We start from the raw sequence: 23,865 nt of genomic DNA, 5'->3' as shown, positions 1-23,865 counted from the left end.
ATAATTGTATAATATGATAATTATCATAGTTTTATATTTTTGTATGATAAGGTATAAATAATAACAGAGGTAGTTTTTATAATTCTTTAATTGTTTTAAAATATTGGTGTTTATTGAACTATTTCAGAAAAAGAAACTGAATACAGATTTTTAAAAGGAGGATTAGTATATGAAAAGGGGGGGATTCGACACTAATAAGAAACGCATGTTGTTAACCATTATTATCTTAATAGCAATAGTCACTGTCATTTCACTTTTTAGTAGTCACAAAGATAAAGAGCAAATGATCAGTGAAGAGCTTCTAAAAATAGATAATATTGAATACATACGGGTTGATATACCTGGTGAAGAGGAAATCAACATCAAAGAGACTGAAAAGGTCCACGAAGTAATATCTCTTCTTCAACAACTTAATGGAAAAATCGAATTAAAAACATTACCTCAGGATGATGAACCTATATTAGGTATTCATATTGCTTTAGAAGGGTATTATCCAAGTGCAGCAATTGCTGTTTATGAGGATGCGATATATTATGGGGGTGGCAGAAGCGCTCCAAAAGAACGTGTTAATCAATTAGTTAGTTCTATCAAGAGTAATCATGATAAATAACTTTATTAATAAGTGTTGGAGGAGATAACCACTAATAAAAAGAGTCTAACGTACTTTGCGATCATTCTTGTTGTATCACCCGTCATTGCATTTCTGAGCGGTCAGGTTGCTAAATGGTTAGTTGATAAGAGACTCGGAAATGATTCGAAAAGATCTGAATAAGGTTGGATTCCAGCAATCATCCGCTGACTGAAGGAAATAATGGATGGAAATCAGTAAATAATAATTTAAAATCTAATGGTTTGATTTAAGAATCAGTATAACTCCCACTTATCAGCTCTCATGATATAGGTGGGGGTTATACTGATTTGTCTTTATGTTCTGCTTTCTCACTCTCCGTCATTAGTGATTCGGGCTTGTCATGCCATTCCAGAAATTCCATGCGGTGACCGAAAAAGGCATAGGTGTAGAATCGTCTGGCTCCGGGCATGTTGAAGTCTTCTTCATAGGGAATATTATGTTCATCCAGTCTGTCCATCAGCCCCTGCAGATTTTCTACGTCAAAGGCCGGATGACCGCGTTTTTCACTGTGATGGTTTTCCTCCAGTCCCACGTGAATGATGTGGCGTCCCATATCGAACCAGATACTTTCAAAGTGACTCAGCGAGTCCGGTTTTTCTACTTCAGGGCATCCCAGCACGTCTGTAAAGAAGTGATGCACCTCTTTTTCCGTACCCAGTGGGGCAGTGATTTGATAATGGTCTAACCCGTTAAATGAAAATGTCATTGCTTTTTCTCCTTTCACACTCTTTCTAATAGTCTAGCATAGAAATGAAAGAACAGTAATAGTGTCAGACTATGGATGCCGTAAAAAAGAATGCTAGATCCTTGTCATTACAGTAGCTATTCGTGGAGCAAGCTGACTGGTTTATGCTACAGTTTAAGTGTGAAGGTAACAAGGACGACAGAATAAAAACAGGAAAGGATAGACGATAATGACTAAGGAAAAAGAGTATGCATCAGCCCAGTATTTACAAAAAGTGGATGCCTGGTGGCGCGCGGCGAACTATTTATCTATCGGCCAGATTTACCTGAAAGATAATCCGCTGCTGAAACGTCCGCTTGAAGAAAAAGACGTGAAAGTCAATCCGATCGGTCACTGGGGGACAGTACCGGGACAGAACTTTGTCTACGCCCACTTGAACCGGGTCATCAATAAGTATGATCTGGATATGTTTTACATTCAGGGGCCCGGACACGGCGGACAGGTCATGGTCTCCAATGCTTATCTGGACGGCAGTTATACTGAAATTTACCCGGATATCACGGAAGACGAAGAAGGCATGAAAAAGCTGTTCAAGCAGTTCTCTTTCCCGGGAGGAATCGGGTCACACGCAGAACCTTCTGTACCCGGCTCGATCCATGAAGGCGGCGAACTGGGCTATGCCTTGTCTCATGCGACAGGGGCGGTGCTCGACACGCCGGATACGATCGCGGCTGTGGTGATCGGGGACGGGGAAGCGGAAACAGGACCTTTAGCAACGTCGTGGTTCTCCAATGTCTTTATTAACCCCGTCACAGATGGGGCCGTCCTGCCGATCCTGCATTTGAATGACTACAAGATTGCCAATCCGACGATCCTTTCAAGGAAGTCGAATGAAGAACTGCAGCATTACTTTGACGGCCTGGGATGGGATCCGCTGTTTATTGAAGGGGAAAATCCCAATGACATGCATCCCGAAATGGCTGAAGTGATGGATGAAGCGATTGAAACGATCCATAACATTCAAAAATATGCCAGAAAGAAATCCGCCCAAACTGTGGGAATGCCCAAGTGGCCTGTCATCATCTTAAGGAGTCCGAAAGGCTGGACAGGTCCGGAAGAATGGGACGATGAGCCGGTCGAAGGGAGCTTCCGTTCGCATCAGGTGCCGATCCCGGCTGAACAGGAGAAGATGCAGCACAGTGATGCCTTGACCAACTGGATGAAATCTTACCGTCCGGATGAGCTGTTTGACGAAAACGGACGGTTGAAAGAAGAAATCAGAGAGATTGCGCCTAAAGGGAATAAGCGGATGGCACTAAACCCGATCACCAACGGTGGCAGAGACCGAAAAGAACTGAAACTGCCGGACTGGCGCCTGTACACGCTGGATATCGACACGCCAGGTGCAGAAAAAGGGAAAGACATGACGGAGTTCGGGAAATTTGCCCGTGATATCGTGGATGCTAATCCGGACAACTTCCGCATCATCAGTACGGATGAACTGAAGTCGAACCGATTGAACGCGGTCCTTCAAACGACGAACCGCCAGTGGATGGAAGATATCGACGAACCCGAAGACGAGGCACAGTCCAGAAGCGGCCGTGTGATCGACTCCCAGCTTTCCGAGCATCAGGCAGAAGGGTGGATGGAAGGCTACACGCTGACCGGACGCCACGGCTTCTTTGTGAGCTATGAAGGCTTCCTGCGGATCGTGGATTCCATGCTGACGCAGCACTTCAAGTGGATGCGCAAGGCAGACGAACTGGACTGGCGTAAAAAATATCCGTCGCTTAATATCATCGCCTCGTCAACCGTCTTCCAGCAGGATCATAACGGCTACACGCATCAGGACCCGGGGATCAGCACACATCTGGCAGACAAGAAGCTTGAGTATATTCGTGAGTACTTCCCGGCAGACGCCAACTCCTTGATGGCAGTGATGAATAAAGTACTGAAATCCCAGCAGAAGATCAACCTGATCGTTTCCAGCAAGCATCCACGCCCGCAGTTCTATACGGCTTTGGAAGCAGAGACGCTGGTAGAAAAAGGTCTGATGGTCATCGACTGGGCCAGTACCGATCAGGACCTTGATCCGGACATTGTGATCGCAGCTGCCGGAACAGAACCGAATTTAGAGGCTTTGGCCGCCGTATCGATTTTGCATGACGAATATCCTGATCTGAAGATACGCTTTATCAATGTAGTGGACCTGCTCAAACTCAACAGTCCGAAAAATGACAAACGCGGTCTCAGCGACGAAGCCTTCAATGAACTGTTCACGACAGACAAACCGGTCCTCTTTGCCTTCCACGGCTATGAAGGACTTTTGAAGAATTTATTCTTTGACCGTCAGAACAGAAACCTGATCCCGCATGGTTACAAAGAAAACGGAACAGTGACCACACCCTTTGATATGCGCGTGGTCAACGAGATCGACCGCTTCCACCTGGTCAAAGATGCCGCACGTGCGGTCTACGGTGACAAAGCAAGCGACGTGGAAAAGAAGATGGACGGCTTGCTCGAGAAGCATCATAACTACATTAGAGAGCACGGCGATGATATGCCTGAAGTCAAAGACTGGAAATGGCAGCCTTTGAAATAAGGGTCATGGAAGGTTAGATGTTGATTAAACAGGTAAGATAGCGCTTGCATTTTTAGGGTATTGTGTTTACGATTAATGTGTAAGCGAAGTAACATTCAGTAGATGGAGGTTGCTATGACTAATCATAAAAAAGACACAGGGATCAGACTGTTTGCCCTGAATTCCAACCCGAAACTGGCGAAGGAGATCGCTCAGGAAGTGGGGGTCGAACTGAGCAAGGCCAAGATCGACCGCTTTTCCGACGGTGAGATTTCCCTTCATATCGAAGAAAGTATAAGGGGAGACGATGTCTATTTAATCCAGTCAACGAACGACCCGGGCAATGACTACCTTATGGAACTTTTGATCATGATTGATGCGCTGAGACGAGCCAGCGCCGGGTCGATCAATGTCGTGATGCCGTACTACGGTTATGCCAGGCAGGACAGAAAGCCAGGACCGCGCGAAGCCATTACGGCAAAAGTCGTGGCGAACATGCTGACCCAGGCAGGTATCGATCGCCTGATAACCATGGAACTGCACGCCCCGCAAATCCAGGGGTTCTTCGATATTCCGGTCGACCACTTGTCGGCGACGGCACTTCTGGCCAATCATTTTACGTTAAATGACTTGGGAGGAGAAAATACGGTGGTGGTCTCGCCTGATCACGATGGGGTGAAGCGTGCTCGTGAAATGGCCGAACTTCTAGATTCACCTTTAGCCATTATTGACCGGCGATTATATGAAACGACAAAGCCCAATACGTATGAGCTTGTCGGAGAAGTCGACGGGAAAGACTGCATTTTATTTGATGACATTATGGATACCGCCAAGACCGTCACGAAAGCGACTCAGTCACTTAAAAAAGCAGGCGCAAAAGATGTCTATGTCTGCGTGACCCATGCGGTCCTTTCAGGCAAAGCAATGGAACGCTTAATGAGATCCGGTGTCAAAAAAGTCATCATCACCAATACGATCAACTTATCTGAGAAAAATAACACAGATTTGGTCAATCAGTTAAGTGTGGCGCCGATACTGGGAGATGCCATCAAACGCATTTCGAATCATGAATCCATCAAACCTTTATTTGACAAAGAATACGTTGAAAAATTGATGCATTGATCAGAAAGTCGTTGATCTGGCAACTGCAGGAAGTTAATAAACTAATAATGAAGAGGCTGGGGTTCCAGCCTCTTTTCCTTTTTGAAGTCTTTTCAAGGTTAAAAAACCGGAGGGGTGAAGGATTGCATCGGTTTGCGACCACTTCCTAGAGAATTATTGTGTGAACTGGTCACTAAACGGTTATTGCACCTAGTTCCTGGGGAATTATCGTATGAACTAGTCACTAAACAGCTAGTGCGACTACTTCCTGTGGAATTATTGTGTGAACTGGTCACTAAACGGCTATTACGACCACTTCTGGGAGAATTATTGTGTGAAGTGGTCACTAAATGGTTATTGTGACTCTCCTTCTATCTTACGTTCACTGACATATACTGGTATACTATGCCTAAAGAAAGTGCTTACGGAAAAGAGGTTTTTGGATTGCCTTTAAAAAATTATGTTCAGTTTATTTTAAGTGTCCTGATAGTCGGGACTGGGATCACGCTCATCACTCAGTCAGGTTTGGGAACGACAGCTGTGTCGAGTCTGCCTTTTGTAGTCAGCGAAGTCACGCCTTTAAGTTTTGGGATGCTGACGATGCTGTTCAACAGTCTGTGGGTTATTCTGCAGATACTGCTGCTCAGAAATCGCTTTGAAAAAAGACAGTTCCTTCAATTTTTGGTCGGGCCGGTTTTAGGGCTGGCTATCGATGGGTCAAACGCTGTATTCAGTTTTCTCAGTCCGGCTACCTATCTCAGTCAACTCTTCGTGCTGTTTGTCGGGATCGCTGTGTTAGCCTTGGGGATCTTTGTTCAAATCAATGCAGCTGCCATATATAATCCGGCTGAAGGCCTTGTTTATTCGATCGCAAGAGTGATCAACAGGAAATTTGGAGATATTAAATTAACATTTGATTTGGTCCTAGTCCTGTCCGCTGGGCTGCTCTCTCTGATCTTTAGAGGCGAGATCATGGGATTAAGAGAAGGGACGCTACTGACTGCCTTGCTTGTCGGACCGATGGTGAATGGCCTTCAGATCCTTTTGGCTAAGAGAGCTCCGGTCATAAGGGACAATAATTAAAAACGAGGATCCTTAACAAAAAGAACACCACTCTAATTATGATTATATTAACTTTGTAAACGGTATTGGAATCAGGTGTATAAACGATTTTTATGCGTTATTATGTATAAAAACAAGCTGTCTGACATGGTCATTTCAAGATGAGATACAGGAATCGTACCCTATTAAAATAAGTTCGTTTTAGTTTACCTTATCTAATGTAAGCGTTACAATAGTGTTGAAGGAAAGAGAATAACTTCACAAGACGAGTGTAACGGAAAGGGGCAAGAGAAATGAACAACATGTTTCCTTCGCGACGTGATTTCAGAGATTTGCGCAGACAATTTTTCGACGACACCTTTGACCAAGTACTGGGAGAAGCGGGGAACTTCAAGACCGATATCATAGAAGACGACAAAGAATATACAGTGGAAGCGGAACTGCCCGGTATGGATAAGGAAAATATCGAACTGGATTACCATGACAATATCCTTTCCATCTCAGGCAAGCAGGAATCGGAAACGAATGAAGAAGATAAAGAACGCAACTATATCAGACGGGAACGCTCGAGTCGCTCATTCAGCCGTCAGTTTTTGATTCGCGATGTCGATGAAGACAATATTTCGGCCAGCTTTGAGAATGGTATCCTGGAGGTGAAGCTGCCTAAAAAAGAATCTGGCAAGTCGGAAAATAAACGTATCGATATAGAGTAGTAAATCAGAAGTTAAAGATCTCGACGACTTATACAGGTTATAAGTTGTCGAGATTTCATTTTGTCCGAGCAAATATGATAAACTAGAGTGGCAAGGATAGAAGATAAATAATAGAGCGTTCAAGAAGGAATAAGAAAGGAAGTATTCGAATGAAAAGAGTTGAATCAGTAACAGAATTGGTCGGAGGTACCCCCTTGCTGAAATTGAATCGAGTGGTTCCAGAAGGAGCGGCTGACGTCTACGCAAAATTGGAGCTGGCCAATATCGGTGGGAGCGTAAAGGACCGCATTGCTTTAAATATGATCGAAACAGCCGAAAAAGAAGGCAAGCTAAAAGAAGGCGATACGATCGTTGAAGCAACGAGCGGGAATACAGGCGTCGGACTGGCTATGGTGGCTGCAGCTAAAGGGTATAAAGCTGTATTTATCATGCCTGATACACTTAGCGTTGAACGTCGCTCACTGATGAAAGCCTATGGGGCCGAGCTGGAACTAACACCAGGGGATAAGGGAATGCCGGGCGCCATGGCTCGTGCACGTGAGTTGGCTGCACAAGATGATTTCTTCATGCCCTCACAATTTACCAACCCGGCTAATCCGGCGATTCATATCGAAACAACAGGGCCGGAAATTATTGAAGCTTTAGACGGAAAAGTGCCGGATGCTTTCGTTGCAGGTGTAGGTACGGGCGGCACAGTGACTGGTGTAGGGAAAGCTCTGAAATTGGAGGATCCCTCGACACGAATCATTGCTGTAGAACCCGATGAATCAGCTGTATTAAGTGGGCGTGAGAAAGGGAAACACAAGATTCAGGGGATAGGTGCTGGGTTTATTCCAGACGTTCTGGATACCACTATCTATGATGAAATCATCACGGTCACGAGTGAAGAAGCGATGGAGATGACCCGACGATTAGCTAGAGAAGAAGGCCTGCTGACGGGTATTTCCGCTGGAGCCAACATTGCGGCCGCAGTACGTGTGGCAGAAAAATTAGGCAGCGGTAAAACGGTCGTCACTGTAGCCTGTGATACAGGTGAACGTTACTTGTCTACGCCTGTCTTTTCTGATGATCAATAAAAAACGAACAAAAAAGAACCGGAGGACGAGTTAATGACTCGTTCCTCCGGTTCTTTTTTGATTATTGGGTTATTCTTCTTCGGATGATTTATCAGAAGAAGACAAACCCATGTCCTGTTTCATACGCTCGAGCTCTTCTTCGACAGCAGCGGATCCTGTTTCTTCTGCGTACTTCTCTTCGAGTGCCTGAGCCGAATCTTTCGGCTGCTTGTTCAGTTCTTCCATGGCATTCGCTTCATCCAAGCGGCGTGTCGCTTTATCCTCCATACGTTCAAAGTTACTCATTGCACCTTTGGATTTTCCGAGAGAGGTGTCTACTTTGTTCAATTTTTCCTGGGTATCAGCGACAGACATCTGAGCTTTGATCATCGAACGGCGGTTTCTTAGTTTCTCGATATCCGAAGCCAGTTTGTCATGCATCTGACGCATTTTCATGGCATTCTCGTGCGCTTTTGCATAAGCATTTGCCAAGCCTGTACCGACGTCTTCAAGTTCCTGTTTTTTGGACAGGAAGACGCGCGCATCCGCATCGTTCCCGGCCTCCAGCGCTTTTTTAGCGTAGCGTTCGTATTTTGATACTTCCGCTTCGTTTTCATCCACTAGACGTTTGGCACGTGTTTCTTCAGCCATGACGCTTGCGGTATTTTTCTTCACTTCTGCCAGGTCATCCATCATGTCACGCAGATACTGATCGATCATTTTCTCAGGATCTTCCATGCGATCGATAATCGCGTTGACGTTTGCACTGATGATATCTGAAAAGCGGTCTAAAATTGCCATGTGTATTCCTCCTAATTGTGAATGCTTCATTTTTTCAAAAGTTAATTACTTCTTGTCGTCATCGTATTTTTTCGCCAGTTCATCGGCTTCACTGCTTCCGAAGGTTTCGATCGGCCGCTTGAGCATTTCTTCTGTTCGTCTGGCTTCGCGTTCTTTGCTAGCTTGTCGCGATTTCCACCATCTGAATAGAAGATACAACAAGGCCAGGACACCGAAGATCACAAGGACCGGGATCCATGGTGAAGTAGTGACTTCCATGATACGGTCAGCTGCTTCTTTGAAAGACTGGCTAAAGTACTCTTCATCGCTTAAATCGTCATCGTAGTAATTTCTGTCCAGATAATCAAGCAGGATGTCTCCCGCTTCAGTATCAATGACGGATCGTGCCTGAGAGCCTGTGACATAATACGTCGTGTAGTCGTTTAGGGTAGGTTCATAGAAAACGAGCAGCAGATGCGCTTCGTCTGTAAAGAGTTCATCGTACAAGTTGTTGGCGTACGTTTCGATTTCATCCAGTGTCGGATCGCCGGATGCGCCGATGTCACCGGTAATGTAGACGTGGGGCTGGACACCTGTTTCATTATAGAAATACTGCAGGCCATCCACCATCTGCGTATGATTGCCGATCCACCCAAGTTCATCCGTATAGTAGTCGGTCTCATTGACAGCTCCAGTCGGCAACGGTTCACGCTCCACCGTTGAAGAAGTGATGTTCGTCGGCCCTCCATTCCCGCCACCCATGAAGTTACCCAGGGATGAAAAGAGAGTGAAAATAATGAACATGAATATCAGGACTGTGAAAATACTTCCACAGCCTAGAAAGCCGCAGCCACCACCGCCACCGGGAGAATAGCGTCTGCGACCAAAACCGCCGCCTCCGAACCAGATCGGTCCCATTCCGGGGCGTCTGTTGCCGCCTGAACGGTTGCTGCTTCCGCCACCGAACAAGCCGCCACCACTGTTTCCACCGCCGCGGCCACTTCCGAAACCACCACCCATACGGCCGCCTCCGCCTCGACCACCGCCGAAGCCACCGCCACGGGAACCTCCGCCGCCGAAGCCGCCACCGCCACCACGGCCGCCTCCTCTACCCATATGTATCATCTCCTTTTAAAGTCAGATTGTTTTAATTTAAATAATTAATAGGGTGCTGCTGATTTTGATCCAGCACCTTTACGTACCTTAAACACATTATAGCTCAAAGATATTTTTATTCATAAAAATATCACTTGATATCAGTCTTCAAGAATAGCTCTTTAAATAAAAAGTCAGTTATTCGATAAACGGACAATATAATAGGTAGACTAATAAATTGGAGCGTGAGCAAATGATTGTAAAAGAACGAGAACCATCGAACCAACTGGAGATGCTTCAGATCTTGGACCGGCGCGGGGATCTCTTGAACCCCCAAACGAATACTATCCGAAATAGGGTAAAAGGGTTTGAAGGAGAATGCCAGTTTGATGAGTTACTTAAAAAGTTGAAGTGTGAGTGTCTGATCGTGAACGACTTGACGCTGAAAATAAGTGGTCAGACCTGTCAAATCGATTCACTTCTGATAACGAGTAAAGGGGTGATCCTCTATGAAGTGAAAAACTATGAAGGGCAGTTTGTCTGTACCGAAGACAAGCTGAAGGTCCTTTCCACGAATAAAGAGATCTCGAATCCGGTTCATCAGTTGAACCGAACGACCAACCTGTTTCGCCAGTTGATGGAAGAACAGCATGCAAACTTTACGCTGCAGTCGTATATTGTCTTTATAAATGAGGCATTTACGCTTTATAACGCACCGGTAGATAGTCCGTTGATTTTACCGACGATGCTGGATTATCATATGAAGAAGCTGACGAATGAACGGAGAGCGCTGAATAAAAGTCACTATACGTTTGCAGAAACCCTCAAACAGTTGAATCAGACGGATCTTTCCTTTTACTCGTTCCCGGAATATGACTGGTCGGGACTGGAAAAAGGAGCTTTCTGCCGCGAATGTGAGACGGCGCTTGAAAAACCCGTGGGAAGGATATGCGAGTGTAGTCAGTGCGGATTTAAGGAAGTGACTACAGATGTGATAAAGAGACAGATAAACGAGTATCTCCTGCTTTTCCCTGAAAAGAAACTGACCACAAACGAAGTCTATGACTGGATAGGAAAGCTTTTTTCCAAAAAAAGCATCCGATCAGTGTTGAAAAAGAATTTTGAGCTGAAAGGTCAGAGTACAGGCTGCTATTATGAATGATTTTTAAGCGGAAGGACCGGCGCGTGCCCTTCAGAGAAGAAAAGAAGAGGTGAAGGTCACGCAAATGGCTCGCGCGTGCCCTTCAGGAGAGAAAACTGAAGTCGATGGTCACGCAATGGGCCCGCGCGTGCCCTTCAGGAAAGAAAACAGAAGTCGAAGGTCACGCAATGGGTCCGCGCGTGCCCTTCAGAGAAGAAAAGAGGAGCCGAAGGTCACGCAAACGGCTCGCGCGTGCCCTTCAGAGAAGAAAAGAGGAGGCGAAGGTCACGCAAACGAGTCGCGGGTGCCCTTCAGAGAAGAAATGAGGAAGCGAAGGTCACGCAAATGGCTCGCGCGTGCCCTCCAGAGAAGAAAACAGGAAGCGAAGGTCACGCAATGGGTCCGCGCGTGCCCTTCACAAAACAAGTCAGTGCACGAAGGACACAAAAGACGAAGATATCCGCCCTTCAAACAAAAAAACTTAAAGGAAGGGCGGATATCCACCTCACAAAAAAAATAATGCAGTGGAAAGAAGCCCGCGGCTTCTTTCTTCCTCCCTGAAACAAAAAAGAACACTCACGACCGCGGTCGTGAGTGCTCATCATTTAAATAAGTTAGGCGTAAAGAGCCGCAACTTGTTCTTGTGCAGTTTTATTTTCCAGGAATTCGTCGTACGTGATTTCTGAACGGTCTACCACACCATTTGGTGAGATCTCGATAATGCGGTTAGCCAGCGTCTGTATGAACTGGTGGTCATGCGAACCGAATAAAATAGCGCCTTTGAAATCGATCAGGCCGTTATTCAGTGCCGTAATGGATTCCAGATCCAAGTGATTCGTCGGATCGTCAAGGACCAGTACGTTCGCTTTGCTCAACATCAGTTTAGAAAGCATACAACGGACTTTTTCGCCACCGGACAAGACAGAAACTTCTTTCATGACTTCTTCACCGGAGAAGAGCATGCGTCCCAGGAAACTTCTCAGGAAGGTGTTGTCGTTCTCTTCTTTATTGACGACATATTGTCTCAACCAGTCCAGGATAGTCAAATCACTGTTTTCGAACTCGCTGTTCGTATCTTTCGGAAGATAAGCCTGTTTCGTTGTGATGCCCCACTGATACGTTCCAGTATCGGGTTCCATTTCGCCAGTAATGATTTTGAATAAAGTCGTGATCGCGACGTCACTCATACTGGTGAAAGCGACCTTGTCTTCACGTGACAGGTTAAAGGAAATGTTGCCCAGGACCTTTTTGCCGTCGATCGTTTTAGAAATGTTTTCAACGCGCAGAAGATCATTACCGATTTCACGTTCAGGCGAAAAACCGACGAACGGATAACGGCGTGACGACGGCTTGATATCATCCAGTGTGATCTTTTCAAGCATTTTCTTACGCGATGTTGCCTGCTTGGATTTAGACGCATTTGCGCTGAATCGGGCGATAAAGGCTTCGAGTTCTTTGATTTTTTCTTCTTTCTTGCTGTTCTGGTCTGCGGCCATTTTTGAAGCCAGCTGACTGGATTCCAGCCAGAAGTCGTAGTTACCGACGAACAGTCTGATCTGACCGAAGTCGACATCGACCATGTGCGTACAGACTTTATTCAAGAAGTGTCTGTCGTGGGAAACGACAATAACAGTATTTTCAAAGTTGATCAGGAAGTCTTCGAGCCAGGCGATCGAATGTGTGTCCAGGCCGTTTGTGGGCTCATCCAATAGAAGAACGTCCGGTTTACCGAACAAGGCTTGAGCAAGCAAGACCTTAACGTGCTGTCCACCGGTCAGTTCGCTCATTTTCTGAGTATGCAAGTCTTCGGGGATGCCTAAGCCTTTAAGCAAAGTCATGGCTTCCGGTTCAGCTTCCCAGCCATTAAGCTCGGCGAATTCACCTTCAAGTTCAGCCACACGAATACCGTCTTCGTCAGAGAAGTCCGCTTTCATGTATATGTCATTTTTTTCCTGCATGACGTTGTATAAACGTTCATGTCCCATGATGACTGTGTCGACAACAGTCTGGTCTTCATAATCGTAGTGGTTCTGTTTCAAAACGGCCATACGTGAATCCTTCGGCATAGACACGTCGCCTGAAGTTGGAGAGATCTCTCCGGATAATATTTTTAGAAAAGTTGATTTACCGGCACCGTTTGCCCCGATAACACCATAGCAATTGTCGTTTGCGAATTTTAAAGTGACATCTTCAAATAGTTTTTTGTCAGAAAAACGTAAGCTTACATCTGTTACTGTAATCATATTTAATAAAACCTCAATTCTTTCTGTGTAGTCCTGGTCTGTTTTTTTGCCATTATGTCTATTATACTTACTTTTACATAGATGTCAGGCTTTATGAGAATTTAATAACCACAATTTACCCGATTGTGACAGAATAGTGAAGTTGTAAAGGCATTCACGGGCTGAGAGGAGAAATATCAGGGTGAAAAAGGTAGAATGAGATTATCAGGTGCTCCTCTGGTTCAGCAGGAGCCGGTCAGCCTACCGATCAAGAATTCAAAGACCATTCGTTTCTGTTATACGAAATGTGGATTTGAAGTAGAAAAACTAGTAGTTTTTTGTTAAAAACATTGGTAAACTTATTATTAAATAGATAATTGTCTATGTATAGGAGGATCAACTTATGAAAATCGTAGTCATTGGATCGGTTGCAGCAGGGACATCGGTTGCTGCTAAAGCCAGGCGCAACGATGAAACGGCCGAAATCGTCGTTTATGAAGAAGCGGAGGATATTTCCTATTCCGTGTGTGGGATGCCGTACTTTTTAGGCGGAGAAGTGGATGAACTGGATACGCTCATCCCAAGAGATGCTGAATGGTTCAAGAAACGTTTTGAGATCGACATCCACACGAATCATCATGTCAAAGCCATTCACCCTCTGGCTAAAGAAATAGAAGTGTATGACAAAGTGAAAGGTGAAGGGACAAGAGAAACGTACGACAAACTGGTGCTGGCTACGGGGTCATATTCGCTTACTCCACCGCCATTTACTCTGGATACTTACGAGAACGTCTTTCATGTCAAGACGATGGATAACACGAAGGCTATCGATACTTATATGAAGAGTAACGAGGTTGAGCATGCGACGATCATCGGTTCCGGCTATATCGGACTCGAGATGGCCGAGCAGCTGACGAAAAAGGGATTGAAAGTGTCGATCGTAGAATTGGCCGACCAAATTTTCCCTCGCATCGATGCAGACATGGCCTATCATCTTGAAAAAGAATTACAAAACAACAATGTCGACCTTCATATAAACGATAAAGTCAAAACGATAAAAGGTGAGGGTAAAGTAGAAGCTGTCGGTACAGAAAACGGTGCAGCGATCGAAACGGATCTGGTCATCCTGGCCGTTGGTGTCAGACCCAACACGGTGCTGGCGACAGAGGCTGAAATCGAACTGGGCGAAACCGGTGCGATCAAAGTAGATAACTACATGAAGACATCTGCAGAAGATGTTTATGCCGTTGGAGATGTGGCTGAAAGTTTCCACAGAGTGACCGGTCAGTCCATATACCATCCACTTGGCTCCACCGCGAACAAGATGGGACGTATCGTGGGCGATCACCTGACCGGCGGACCGCTTGAATTTAAAGGAACACTGGGGACGGGGATCTTCCGCCTGTTCGATCTGACAGTCGCTTTTACCGGCTTTTCTGAAAAAGAAGCAGCCGCTGCCGGCTTCGATCCGGTGGTTATCCATAATATCAAACCGGCGCATGCCAAGTATGTCGGGGGGCAGGAGATCACGATCAAAGGGGTGGCGGACAGAAAATCCGGACGCTTCCTTGGCGCTCAGATCATCGGACCGGAAGGCGTAGACAAGCGCATCGATGTGTTTGCGACGGCCATTACCTTTGAAGCCACAGCCGAGGACTTGTTCCATCTGGATCTGGCCTATGCACCGCCATACAGCACCACGAAAGACCCGGTGATGTATACAGGCATGGTCCTGGAAAATGCCCGCAAGAATCTGCCGGTCGTGACGCCGGAAGAATTAGTGAGGCTCCAGGATAAAGATGTTCCGCTGCAGATCATCGATGTGCGCTCGCCTAAGCAGTACGAGAAGAACCATGTGAAAAACGCCGTCAACATTCCGATGCCGGATCTGCGCAAAGGGGTTGCGGACTTGGATCATTCGGTCAAAACGGTCGTCTACTGCAACAAAGGCGTCACCAGCAACACCGCTCAGAATCTGCTCTTGAACATCGGCTTTTTAGATGCGAATGTTTTGTCTGGCGGTAACACAAATTATCAGAATTATATTAAAAGTCAAAACAGATAAGCACTCAGTAACGTAAAAAAGGGCTGTTCAGCTCTTTTTTTATGTTCGGATTGACAAGCTTTGACGATTGCCGTAACTTATATATAGAAGATTATCTATGTATAGAAATTTGGAGGTAACGATATGAGTGAAACACAAAAAACAACATCCGCGATAAGTGTTTTTGAAAAATATCTGACGGTCTGGGTCCTGTTATGTATGGGGATCGGGATCCTGATCGGCCAGTTCCTGCCGGTCATTCCGGAAACATTGAGCCGCTATGAATACTATCAGGTCTCTGTTCCAACGGCTGTACTGATCTGGATCATGATCTTTCCCATGATGCTGAAGGTCGACTTCTCAAGCGTCGTCGGGGTCACGAAAAAACCAGTCGGCTTATTTTTAACTACTTTTGTTAACTGGGCGGTCAAACCATTTACGATGTTCGCCATTGCTTCTTTGTTCTTCTTGTTTATTTTTGATGGACTGATTGCCAATGAACTGGCGCGCGAATATATAGCCGGTGCAGTGATTTTAGGAGCTGCCCCGTGTACGGCCATGGTGTTCGTCTGGAGCAAGCTGACCAACGGGGATCCCGCGTACACACTGGTTCAGGTCTCAGTGAACGACATCATCGTCATCGTCCTGTTCGCGCCGATCGTGGCTCTGCTGCTCGGCGTCGGAAACGTGGCCGTCCCATGGAACACACTGATCCTGTCAACGGTCCTGTTCATTGTCGTACCACTCGTGCTGGCTATTATCACGCGAAAAGTGATCGTCAGTCGAAAAGGGCAGCACTACTTTGAACACAACTTTATCAGCAAGTTTGATCGCGTCACCATGGCCGGACTTCTGCTCACACTGATCATCATTTTTTCATTCCAGGGTGAACGGATCGTAGAGAACCCGCTGCATATCCTGCTGATCGCCATCCCACTGACGATTCAGACCTTCCTGATTTTCGGGATAACCTATTCAGGAGCGTATGCCTGTAAGCTGCCATTCAATATTGCCGCACCGTCAGCCATGATCGGTGCCAGCAATTTCTTTGAACTGGCCGTAGCGGTATCCATTTCACTGTTCGGTTTGAATTCCGGGGCAACTTTGGCCACCGTGGTTGGTGTGCTGGTCGAAGTACCTGTCATGCTGCTGCTGGTGAAAATAGCCAACAGCACTAAAGATAAATTCAATTTTGTAAAAGACTAATATGAAATGATTTAAAGAAGAAAAAGCCGGGGCGAGTACCCCGGCTTTTTTTAACCTTTTAAAGAACAAAACGTCTTTATCTGAAAACGTCTGATTCATTTATCAGATTGCAACATATTCAAAAAGCTGTTCCGTATATCTACTGACAACTGCAGTTTTCGTTTTTGCTACTCCGCTTCGTCAGCTTAGTTCATCTAAAAAAGTAGAGGCTGTAAAAATCAGATAGGACATCGTACTGCAGCCTACTTGTTCACTTACTTCATTTGATTATGATTTTCAGCAAAAAGATACCCCAAAAGGTTTAGAACCTTCCAGGGTATCTTTTTAATTTTTAGCGATCAATGTTGTAAAGCTGGCACTTTTTTCTCTAACTCCATATCGTAATGACCGATATCATAGTCATAGTAAAGGTCAGATGTTGTTTTAAAACCGAATCTCTCATAAAAATCCTTGAGATACGATTCAGCTTGAATAACGACTTCGCTGTTTGGATAATGACAATTGACATAGTCAAGTGCTGTCTTGATAAGTTCTTTGCCGTGTCCTTCATTCCTGAATTCACCAGGAACTAACACACGTCCGATTTTAATTCTTCGCTCATCTTTATAAATACGGGCATAAGCTTTGATTGAATCTTTATGTCTCTTAATGAGATGTATCGCTCTCAGATCGATATCATCAACTTCTTGATAGGCACAGCCCTGTTCTACGACAAAAATTTTTGTACGCTCTTTTATTATCTGATGAAAATCTTGTGCACTCAATTCCTGAAAGTGTTTGTACTGCCACATAGCTGTGTTTCAATCCCCTTTTTAAAACGTATTTTTTTCCACTTATTTTTCTTATTTACAACCCACACCCACAGTATACATAAAATAAATAATAGTACAACTCCAAACATAAGATTTTAGCTGAAAAAGCAGCGATCGCTTTATTCTAAAGGCACAAAATGTGACAGAATTATCAAATATTGATGCGTTCTAAAATGTTATAGAATTATCGAGAGCTGTAACCCCTTTCCATCCTTGATAAATTAATTGTTAAGAGTATGATTGTATATAGAAGAATGAAGGGGAGTGTAAAAATGAAAAATAAAGTATTGTTCATGGTTGTATTAAACGAAACGGAACTGCTGGATGATCTGCTGCTGAAATTCAGTGATGAAGTAGGGCAGGCTGCCACAGTTATCGATTCTGTTGGGATGGCACAGCATTTGTCCCAGCTGGATGAAACGAAGATATTTTCTACCATCAAACCACTGATAATATCGAATCATACTGAAAATAAAACAATTTATAGTGTGATTCCGGAAGAAGATTTGGATCTGGCACGACAGACCGTCCGAAGTGTTTTAAAAGATATCGGCAAACCGGACACAGGTATCATGTTCGCTGTGCCCGTATTGTTCCAAGAAGGTATTAGAGAATAAAGAGTAAGTCACAAGAGTTTAAAATTAGAAAAGAAGGTAGAAAAGTTGGAAATATCGATTGTTATGTATATTGCTATTGTTCTTATCGTTGGATTAGCTTTTGGGCAACTGGCTACACTTTTAAAGATGCCTAATGTTACAGGTTATTTGATCGGAGGTTTGATCGTCGGCCCATCATTGCTCAATGGATTGACACCGACAGTTTTAGAACATTTTGAAATTGTTTCTGAGGTGGCGCTGGCGTTTATTGCATTCACTATTGGCTTATCGTTTAAGCGCAGTTATTTTAAACGTGTTGGCTTTCAACCTGTCGTGATCGCGGCTTTTGAAGCAACACTTGCCGTCGTGATCGTTACCGGTGGTTTATTGTTGTTAGGTGTCGACTTGCCCTTTGCTATCGTTTTAGGTGCCATTGCAGCGGCCACAGCACCGGCTGCCACGATCATGGTCATCAAAGAGTTCAAAGCTGAAGGCCCTGTCACAGAGACACTGCTGAGTGTGGTTGCACTAGATGATGCCTTTGCGCTTATCTTATTCGGTTTTGCATCTACGATCGCCAAATCGCTGATAGAAGTTGAAGGCGAGTTCTCATTGTTTCTATCCATCCTTAATCCATTCATCAACATCATCTATGCCCTCCTAGTTGGTGCAGTCTTGGGCTTCTTGATGAAATGGCCGCTAAAGTATTTCCGTACAAGCAGTAACCGACTAGTCGTTCTTATAATTTTTGTATTTTTAGCCAGCGGATTATCTTCCATGTTCGGCATTTCAGAACTGCTGACAACAATGATCATGGGAGCAGTTCTGACAAATGTGTCCTCGTATGCTACATCGATGAGTGACTTGAGTGACCGGATAACCTCTCCAATATTCGTGATGTTCTTCGTGATTGCCGGAGCAGAGCTGAATCTGTCCATCGTACCTACCGTCGGATTGATCGGTATCGTTTATATTACCTTGCGAGTTGTAGGTAAAATATTGGGTGTCTACCTTGGAGCCAAACTGACGCATGCACCAGAAACCGTCAGCCGCTATCTTGGGGCAACGCTTATTCCACAAGCGGGTGTAGCCATCGGCCTAACTGCAGTAGCACAGTCAATTGTACCGATGTACGCTCCTCAAATAAGAGTCGTCGTTTTAAGTGCGACACTGGTATATGAACTGGTCGGACCACTCATTACTAAAATAGCATTGACCAAAGCAGGAGAAATAGCACCAGAGAATGAATGATTTCCCTTTATCAGCAATAATTCAAGATGTGTCATAAATTTTGTATCTTTCACAATTTAATAAACATGCTTATGTTTTCGTTTTGTAGTTCGAATTGAGCTATAAAACGTTTTTTTGTTTAGCAATTATACTGTTACATCTTTCATCTATTTTCTAATACAAACAATAAAGGATATCGGTGAGATTTCGTCTCGCCGATATCCTTTATTATACAACCAAATTAAATAAAAAATCACTTCAAACCATTGTATTTTAGCGCTGTTTGGTATAAAGTGAAGAGAGTGATTTTGTGAAACAATCAAGTGTTTCACGACTGATAATAGAAAGGATTTTTGAAGAATGACTCCAGAAGAATTTCAGTCAGAACTTAAAAAAAGAGACATTCCGATAACAGAAGCCAAGATGAACCAGTTTGAACGGTACCTGGAACTTCTGCAGGAATGGAATGAAAAAATCAATTTGACCGCAATCACCCAACGAGAAGAAGTATACTTAAAACACTTTTATGATTCACTGACAGCAGGTTTATATGTAGATTTTAGCAAAGGGGTCCACAGTCTATGCGATGTAGGCTCAGGTGCTGGGTTTCCTAGTATCCCCCTTAAAATCATCTACCCGGATCTTCAGATAACGATCGTCGATTCACTGAAAAAACGCATCACTTTTCTTGAAGAGATCGTTAAAGAATTGGGTCTGAGTGGTGTGTCACTCTACCACGACCGTGCGGAAACGTTCGGGCAGAACAAGCAGTTCAGAGCTTCCTTTGATTTCGTGACGGCCCGTGCCGTGGCTCGCATGAGTGTTTTAGCTGAACTCTGCCTGCCGCTCTTGAAAAAACAGGGCACATTTATCGCGATGAAAGCTGCGCATGCGCCGGCCGAACTGGATGAAGGGCTGGCTGCTATCGGGATACTCGGTGGCAAGTTCAGAGAGGCCCATTCATTCGAGCTGCCGGAAGATGCAGGTGAACGCACGATTATTTTAATAGACAAGAAAAAAGAGACACCGAACAAATATCCGAGACGACCAGGGACTCCCAATAAGAGTCCATTAGCATAAACAGACAGATGAGAAAGTTTGGAGGAATACCATGGCACAGATTATAGCCGTCGCAAACCAAAAAGGTGGCGTAGGAAAAACAACCACTACGGTCAATCTTGGCGCATCTTTAGCCTACAACGGGAAGAAAGTCCTGTTGATAGATATGGATGCCCAGGGGAATGCAACCAGTGGTCTAGGCATAAAAAAAGGCGAAGTGGATCGGGATATCTACGATGTGCTGATCAATGAAGAACCGCTTAAAGACGTTGTGCTGGCATCGAGCCGGGACAATCTGAGTATCGTGCCTGCAACGATCCAGCTGGCCGGTGCAGAGGTCGAACTGACCAGTCTGATGGCTCGGGAAACACGCCTGAAGAGCGCTGTTGAAACTCTGGAAGCAGACTATGATTATATTCTGATCGACTGTCCACCTTCCCTGGGTCATCTGACGATCAATGCCTTCACCGCCAGTGACTCAGTGCTCATCCCCGTTCAGTGCGAATATTACGCTCTGGAAGGGTTGAGCCAGCTCTTGAACACCGTCCGACTCGTACAGAAACACTTCAACAAGGACCTGAAAGTGGAGGGCGTTTTGTTGACCATGCTTGACGCCCGTACGAACCTTGGATTCGAAGTGGTGAATGAAGTGAAGAAATATTTCCGCGAAAAAGTGTATACCACGATCATTCCAAGAAATATCCGGTTATCCGAAGCCCCGAGTTATGGCCTGTCGATTATCGACTACGACATCAGGTCCAAGGGCGCAGAAGTCTATCAAGAATTAGCGAAGGAAGTGATGGGTAGTGGCGAATAAGAAAAAAGGATTAGGCCGAGGCATTGATGCCTTATTTGATGTGCCTAATTTTGAAGAAGAAGTCGACCGTAACGACGAACGCGTGCAGCTCATCGAACTAGCTGAGATCCGTCCCAATCCTTACCAGCCCAGACGTCATTTTGACGAAGACGCTTTGAAGGAACTGGCTGCTTCCATAAACATCTCCGGCGTTTTGCAGCCGATCATTTTGCGTGAATCTTCCGTTAAAGGCTATGAGATCATTGCAGGGGAAAGACGATTCAGAGCCTCTAAGATCGCGGGTAAAGACAAGATCCCGGCCATCGTCAGAGAACTGAATGAAGAAGTGATGATGCAGGTGGCTATTTTAGAAAACCTGCAGCGTGAAGACCTGACTTCCCTAGAAGAAGCTGAAGCTTATAACATGATGATGGACAAGTTATCCATGACACAGGAAAAGGTCGCTGAGAAATTAGGAAAAAGTCGTTCCTATATCGCCAACCATCTGCGTCTGCTGTCTTTGCCTGAAGAAGTGAAGCAGCTCGTCCAGGAAGGCAAACTGTCCAATGGTCAGGCGCGTACGCTTTTGGGACTGAAAGACAAATCAAAAATCAAAAAACTGGCCAAAAGGGCAGTGAAAGAAAAACTGACGGTGAGACAGCTTGAACATCTCGTATCTGAAGCGAATCAGAACCCGAAAGACAAGCCCCAGAAACCGCTGACTGCAGACAAATCAGTCTATATCAGAAAATCAGAAGAACTGCTGACCGATAAATTCGGCACGAGTGTCGTGATCCGTGAAAAAGGTGAACAGGGTAAGATCGAGATCGAGTATGTGTCGCCTGACGATTTGAACCGTATCCTCGACGAACTTGATATCGATTTAAATTAAAGACTGGGAGGGTAATGAAATGGAGAAATCCTATGATTTACACGATGTCGTGGAAATGAAAAAACCGCATCCCTGCGGCGTGAACCGCTGGGAAATCATTCGCATGGGCGCAGATATTCGTATTAAATGTACAGGATGCGGCCATTTAGTCATGATGCCCAGACGTGAATTCGACCGCAAGATGAAGAAAGTCTTGAAAGACTAATTATTTTATAGAAAGTGAAAGGTGACTATATTTATGCCTTTAACAGCAGGAATTGTTGGGTTACCCAACGTAGGAAAATCAACACTATTCAACGCGATCACAAAAGCTGGAGCAGAAGCAGCGAACTATCCTTTTGCCACGATCGACCCCAATGTCGGGATCGTCGAAGTGCCGGATGATCGCTTAGACCGTCTGGCTGAACTGGTGAATCCCGATAAAGTCGTTCCGACGACCTTTGAATTCACCGATATCGCCGGCATCGTCAAAGGCGCCAGCAAGGGTGAAGGGTTAGGGAACAAATTCCTGGCCAATATCCGTGAAGTAGATGCCATCTGTCACGTCGTGCGCTGTTTCGAAGATGAAAACATCACACACGTTTCAGGTCAGGTCAATCCGGCTGAAGATATCGAAACGATCAACCTTGAACTGGCTTTAGCTGATTTGGAATCTGTAGACAAGCGTTATGAAAAAGTAAGAAAACAGGCGAAATCCAAAGATCAGGAAGCTGTCGCAATGCTTTCTGTTCTGGATAAGATCAAACCGGTCCTTGAAGAAGGCAAACCCGTCCGTGTGCTGGACTTTACCGATGAAGAACTGCCTATCCTGCGTTCTTTATTCTTACTGACAAGCAAGCCCGTCCTTTATGTGGCTAACGTCGCAGAAGAAGAGATCGCTGATCCGGAAAGCAACAAACATCTACAGACGGTCCGCGAGATCGCCGCAGAAGAAGGTGCTGAAGTGGTCGCTATCTCTGCTGCCATTGAAGAAGAAATCGCCGAACTGGATGATGAAGAAAAAGAAATGTTCCTGGAAGACTTGGGTGTAAGTGAACCGGGGTTGAACAAGCTGATCCGTAAATCTTACGATCTGTTAGGCCTGGCGACCTTCTTTACCGCCGGTGTTAAAGAAGTCAGAGCCTGGACCTTTAAAAAAGGCATGAAAGCTCCGCAGACTGCCGGTGTCATCCATAGTGACTTCGAACGCGGATTTATTCGTGCTGAAACCATTTCTTATGAAGACTATGACCGCTTGGGCAGTGAAAAAGCTGCGCGTGAAGCTGGAAAACTTCGAGCAGAAGGTAAAGACTATGTCGTCAAAGACGGCGATGTCATCCTGTTCCGTTTCAATGTGTAGATAAAGGAGATTGACTGAAATATGGCTAAAAAGAATACGTCGAATGAACAAGAAAGTCAGATCGATTACGCGACAAAAGAAAAAGAGAATGCGACACTTTTCGACCAGCTGACGAACAAGAACCAGGAATACATGATCAAACTGAACCGCCGACTTGACGATGCGAATATGTCAGAAGAGCGCAAAACGATCATTTTTAACGACATGCTGAAAAACATCGTGGCTGAACAAGCTAACCACGTCACGGCGAGAAGCATCTACGGGACAGTGACTGATCAGGCCCGCTACCTTATTGAAGGCAAACGCGGTGTGGTCCAAGAACCTGTGGAACGCTCAGAATCATGGAAGCTATGGCTGGACGGTGCGTTACTTTTAGGAGGAATGTTCGCTGTGATCACAGGGATCTCCTACTTCACCGGTAATGAAGGAGCCGGTCTAGGCTTACTGACACTGATCCTCAACTTTATCTTAGGTGGCTTCGCGGTCATGATCATCACGAAGTACGCTCCGCGGCCCGGTGTCAAAGGCGGCTTCCTGAAATATGTTCTGGCGACGACACTGACGATGGTCGTCTGGATCATGCTGATGGCCTTCGGTACGGCACTGATCCCGGCTGCACTGAATCCGGTGATCCCAGGACCTTATACGCTGGCCATCGGTTTAGTAGCATTCCTGGCTAAATGGTACCTGAAGAAAAAACTCGACATCAAAGGCACACTAATATAATATTCGGAACGAGGCTGGGAAAAACTAACAGCCTCGTTTCTTTTTTTACAGAAAAAATTTCTGATGAGTGATTGCATGGATCGCAGTCTCTTCCTGAAA

The 23,865-nt window shown here is 45.2% G+C and carries 22 protein-coding genes; 17 read left to right on the top strand and 5 right to left on the bottom strand.

Features of this window, described 5'->3' with window-relative positions; all coding sequences use genetic code 11:
• The first annotated feature begins 169 nt into the window (after nt 1-169).
• The gene (locus AB4027_RS11430; protein ID WP_368645441.1) at nt 170-610 is read left to right on the top strand and encodes a hypothetical protein; all 441 of its coding nucleotides are present in this window, start codon (nt 170-172) and stop codon (nt 608-610) included.
• Nucleotides 611-908: 298 nt separating this feature from the next.
• Here AB4027_RS11430 and AB4027_RS11425 read toward each other — a convergent pair whose 3' ends face one another.
• Nucleotides 909-1,337, bottom strand: a complete 429-nt coding sequence (locus tag AB4027_RS11425; RefSeq protein WP_368645440.1) for a hypothetical protein — start codon at nt 1,335-1,337, stop codon at nt 909-911.
• 208 nt (nt 1,338-1,545) lie between these two features.
• On the opposite strand from AB4027_RS11425, the gene AB4027_RS11420 reads away from it, so the two are divergent.
• The 5 genes from AB4027_RS11420 to cysK all read left to right on the top strand — a co-directional run bounded on the left by AB4027_RS11420 (nt 1,546) and on the right by cysK (nt 7,849).
• The gene (locus AB4027_RS11420; protein WP_368645439.1) at nt 1,546-3,918 is read left to right on the top strand and encodes a phosphoketolase; all 2,373 of its coding nucleotides are present in this window, start codon (nt 1,546-1,548) and stop codon (nt 3,916-3,918) included.
• A gap of 114 nt (nt 3,919-4,032) precedes the next feature.
• On the top strand, nt 4,033-5,019 hold the full coding sequence (locus tag AB4027_RS11415; protein WP_368645438.1) for a ribose-phosphate diphosphokinase: 987 nt from the start codon (nt 4,033-4,035) through the stop codon (nt 5,017-5,019).
• A 423-nt stretch (nt 5,020-5,442) separates the two neighbouring features.
• A complete protein-coding gene (locus AB4027_RS11410; protein ID WP_368645437.1) occupies nt 5,443-6,081 on the top strand; it encodes a YitT family protein in 639 nt (212 codons plus the stop codon).
• 272 nt (nt 6,082-6,353) lie between these two features.
• The gene (locus AB4027_RS11405; protein ID WP_368645436.1) at nt 6,354-6,773 is read left to right on the top strand and encodes an Hsp20/alpha crystallin family protein; all 420 of its coding nucleotides are present in this window, start codon (nt 6,354-6,356) and stop codon (nt 6,771-6,773) included.
• Between the two features lie 149 nt (nt 6,774-6,922).
• Nucleotides 6,923-7,849, top strand: coding sequence for a cysteine synthase A (cysK, locus tag AB4027_RS11400; protein WP_368645435.1), 927 nt, complete (start codon nt 6,923-6,925; stop codon nt 7,847-7,849).
• 69 nt (nt 7,850-7,918) lie between these two features.
• Here cysK and AB4027_RS11395 read toward each other — a convergent pair whose 3' ends face one another.
• Nucleotides 7,919-8,629, bottom strand: a complete 711-nt coding sequence (locus AB4027_RS11395; RefSeq protein ID WP_368645434.1) for a PspA/IM30 family protein — start codon at nt 8,627-8,629, stop codon at nt 7,919-7,921.
• 45 nt (nt 8,630-8,674) lie between these two features.
• Nucleotides 8,675-9,724, bottom strand: coding sequence for a hypothetical protein (locus AB4027_RS11390; RefSeq protein ID WP_368645433.1), 1,050 nt, complete (start codon nt 9,722-9,724; stop codon nt 8,675-8,677).
• Between the two features lie 232 nt (nt 9,725-9,956).
• Here AB4027_RS11390 and AB4027_RS11385 point away from each other — a divergent pair, with 232 nt between their 5' ends.
• Nucleotides 9,957-10,865, top strand: a complete 909-nt coding sequence (locus AB4027_RS11385; RefSeq protein WP_368645432.1) for an NERD domain-containing protein — start codon at nt 9,957-9,959, stop codon at nt 10,863-10,865.
• A gap of 593 nt (nt 10,866-11,458) precedes the next feature.
• Here the strand turns inward: AB4027_RS11385 and AB4027_RS11380 are convergent.
• Nucleotides 11,459-13,087 (bottom strand): ABC-F family ATP-binding cassette domain-containing protein, encoded by a 1,629-nt coding sequence (locus AB4027_RS11380; RefSeq protein WP_368645431.1) that lies wholly within the window; start codon nt 13,085-13,087, stop codon nt 11,459-11,461.
• Nucleotides 13,088-13,469: 382 nt separating this feature from the next.
• Here AB4027_RS11380 and AB4027_RS11375 point away from each other — a divergent pair, with 382 nt between their 5' ends.
• Nucleotides 13,470-15,131, top strand: coding sequence for an FAD-dependent oxidoreductase (locus tag AB4027_RS11375; RefSeq protein WP_368645430.1), 1,662 nt, complete (start codon nt 13,470-13,472; stop codon nt 15,129-15,131).
• 123 nt (nt 15,132-15,254) lie between these two features.
• A complete protein-coding gene (gene arsB, locus AB4027_RS11370; RefSeq protein ID WP_368645429.1) occupies nt 15,255-16,316 on the top strand; it encodes an ACR3 family arsenite efflux transporter in 1,062 nt (353 codons plus the stop codon).
• 338 nt (nt 16,317-16,654) lie between these two features.
• Here the strand turns inward: arsB and AB4027_RS11365 are convergent, their stop codons facing one another.
• Entirely contained in the window at nt 16,655-17,107 is a 453-nt protein-coding gene (locus AB4027_RS11365) for a GNAT family N-acetyltransferase (RefSeq protein WP_091489756.1), read from the bottom strand.
• A gap of 293 nt (nt 17,108-17,400) precedes the next feature.
• Between AB4027_RS11365 and AB4027_RS11360 the strand changes: the two genes are divergently transcribed.
• The 8 genes from AB4027_RS11360 to AB4027_RS11325 all read left to right on the top strand — a co-directional run bounded on the left by AB4027_RS11360 (nt 17,401) and on the right by AB4027_RS11325 (nt 23,766).
• Nucleotides 17,401-17,745: a hypothetical protein gene (locus AB4027_RS11360; protein WP_368645428.1), complete on the top strand. Its 345-nt coding sequence runs from the start codon at nt 17,401-17,403 to the stop codon at nt 17,743-17,745.
• Nucleotides 17,746-17,790: 45 nt separating this feature from the next.
• Complete coding sequence (locus AB4027_RS11355) at nt 17,791-18,975, top strand: cation:proton antiporter (RefSeq protein WP_368645427.1); 1,185 nt, start codon at nt 17,791-17,793, stop codon at nt 18,973-18,975.
• Nucleotides 18,976-19,314: 339 nt separating this feature from the next.
• Complete coding sequence (gene rsmG, locus AB4027_RS11350) at nt 19,315-20,034, top strand: 16S rRNA (guanine(527)-N(7))-methyltransferase RsmG (protein WP_091489765.1); 720 nt, start codon at nt 19,315-19,317, stop codon at nt 20,032-20,034.
• Nucleotides 20,035-20,065: 31 nt separating this feature from the next.
• Nucleotides 20,066-20,830, top strand: coding sequence for a ParA family protein (locus AB4027_RS11345; RefSeq protein WP_091489768.1), 765 nt, complete (start codon nt 20,066-20,068; stop codon nt 20,828-20,830).
• Complete coding sequence (locus AB4027_RS11340) at nt 20,820-21,701, top strand: ParB/RepB/Spo0J family partition protein (RefSeq protein ID WP_368645426.1); 882 nt, start codon at nt 20,820-20,822, stop codon at nt 21,699-21,701. The genes AB4027_RS11345 and AB4027_RS11340 overlap by 11 nt, the downstream gene beginning before the upstream one ends.
• 19 nt (nt 21,702-21,720) lie before the next feature.
• On the top strand, nt 21,721-21,906 hold the full coding sequence (locus tag AB4027_RS11335; protein ID WP_091531415.1) for a DUF951 domain-containing protein: 186 nt from the start codon (nt 21,721-21,723) through the stop codon (nt 21,904-21,906).
• A gap of 33 nt (nt 21,907-21,939) precedes the next feature.
• Complete coding sequence (gene ychF, locus AB4027_RS11330; protein ID WP_368645425.1) at nt 21,940-23,040, top strand: redox-regulated ATPase YchF; 1,101 nt, start codon at nt 21,940-21,942, stop codon at nt 23,038-23,040.
• A 21-nt stretch (nt 23,041-23,061) separates the two neighbouring features.
• The gene (locus tag AB4027_RS11325) at nt 23,062-23,766 is read left to right on the top strand and encodes a DUF1129 domain-containing protein (protein WP_368645424.1); all 705 of its coding nucleotides are present in this window, start codon (nt 23,062-23,064) and stop codon (nt 23,764-23,766) included.
• The last annotated feature ends 99 nt before the right edge of the window (nt 23,767-23,865 follow it).

This window comes from Alkalibacterium putridalgicola, from assembly GCF_040959045.1.
Taxonomy (GTDB): Bacteria; Bacillota; Bacilli; order Lactobacillales; family Carnobacteriaceae_A; genus Alkalibacterium; species Alkalibacterium putridalgicola.
This window is presented reverse-complemented; position numbering and strand designations above follow the sequence as displayed.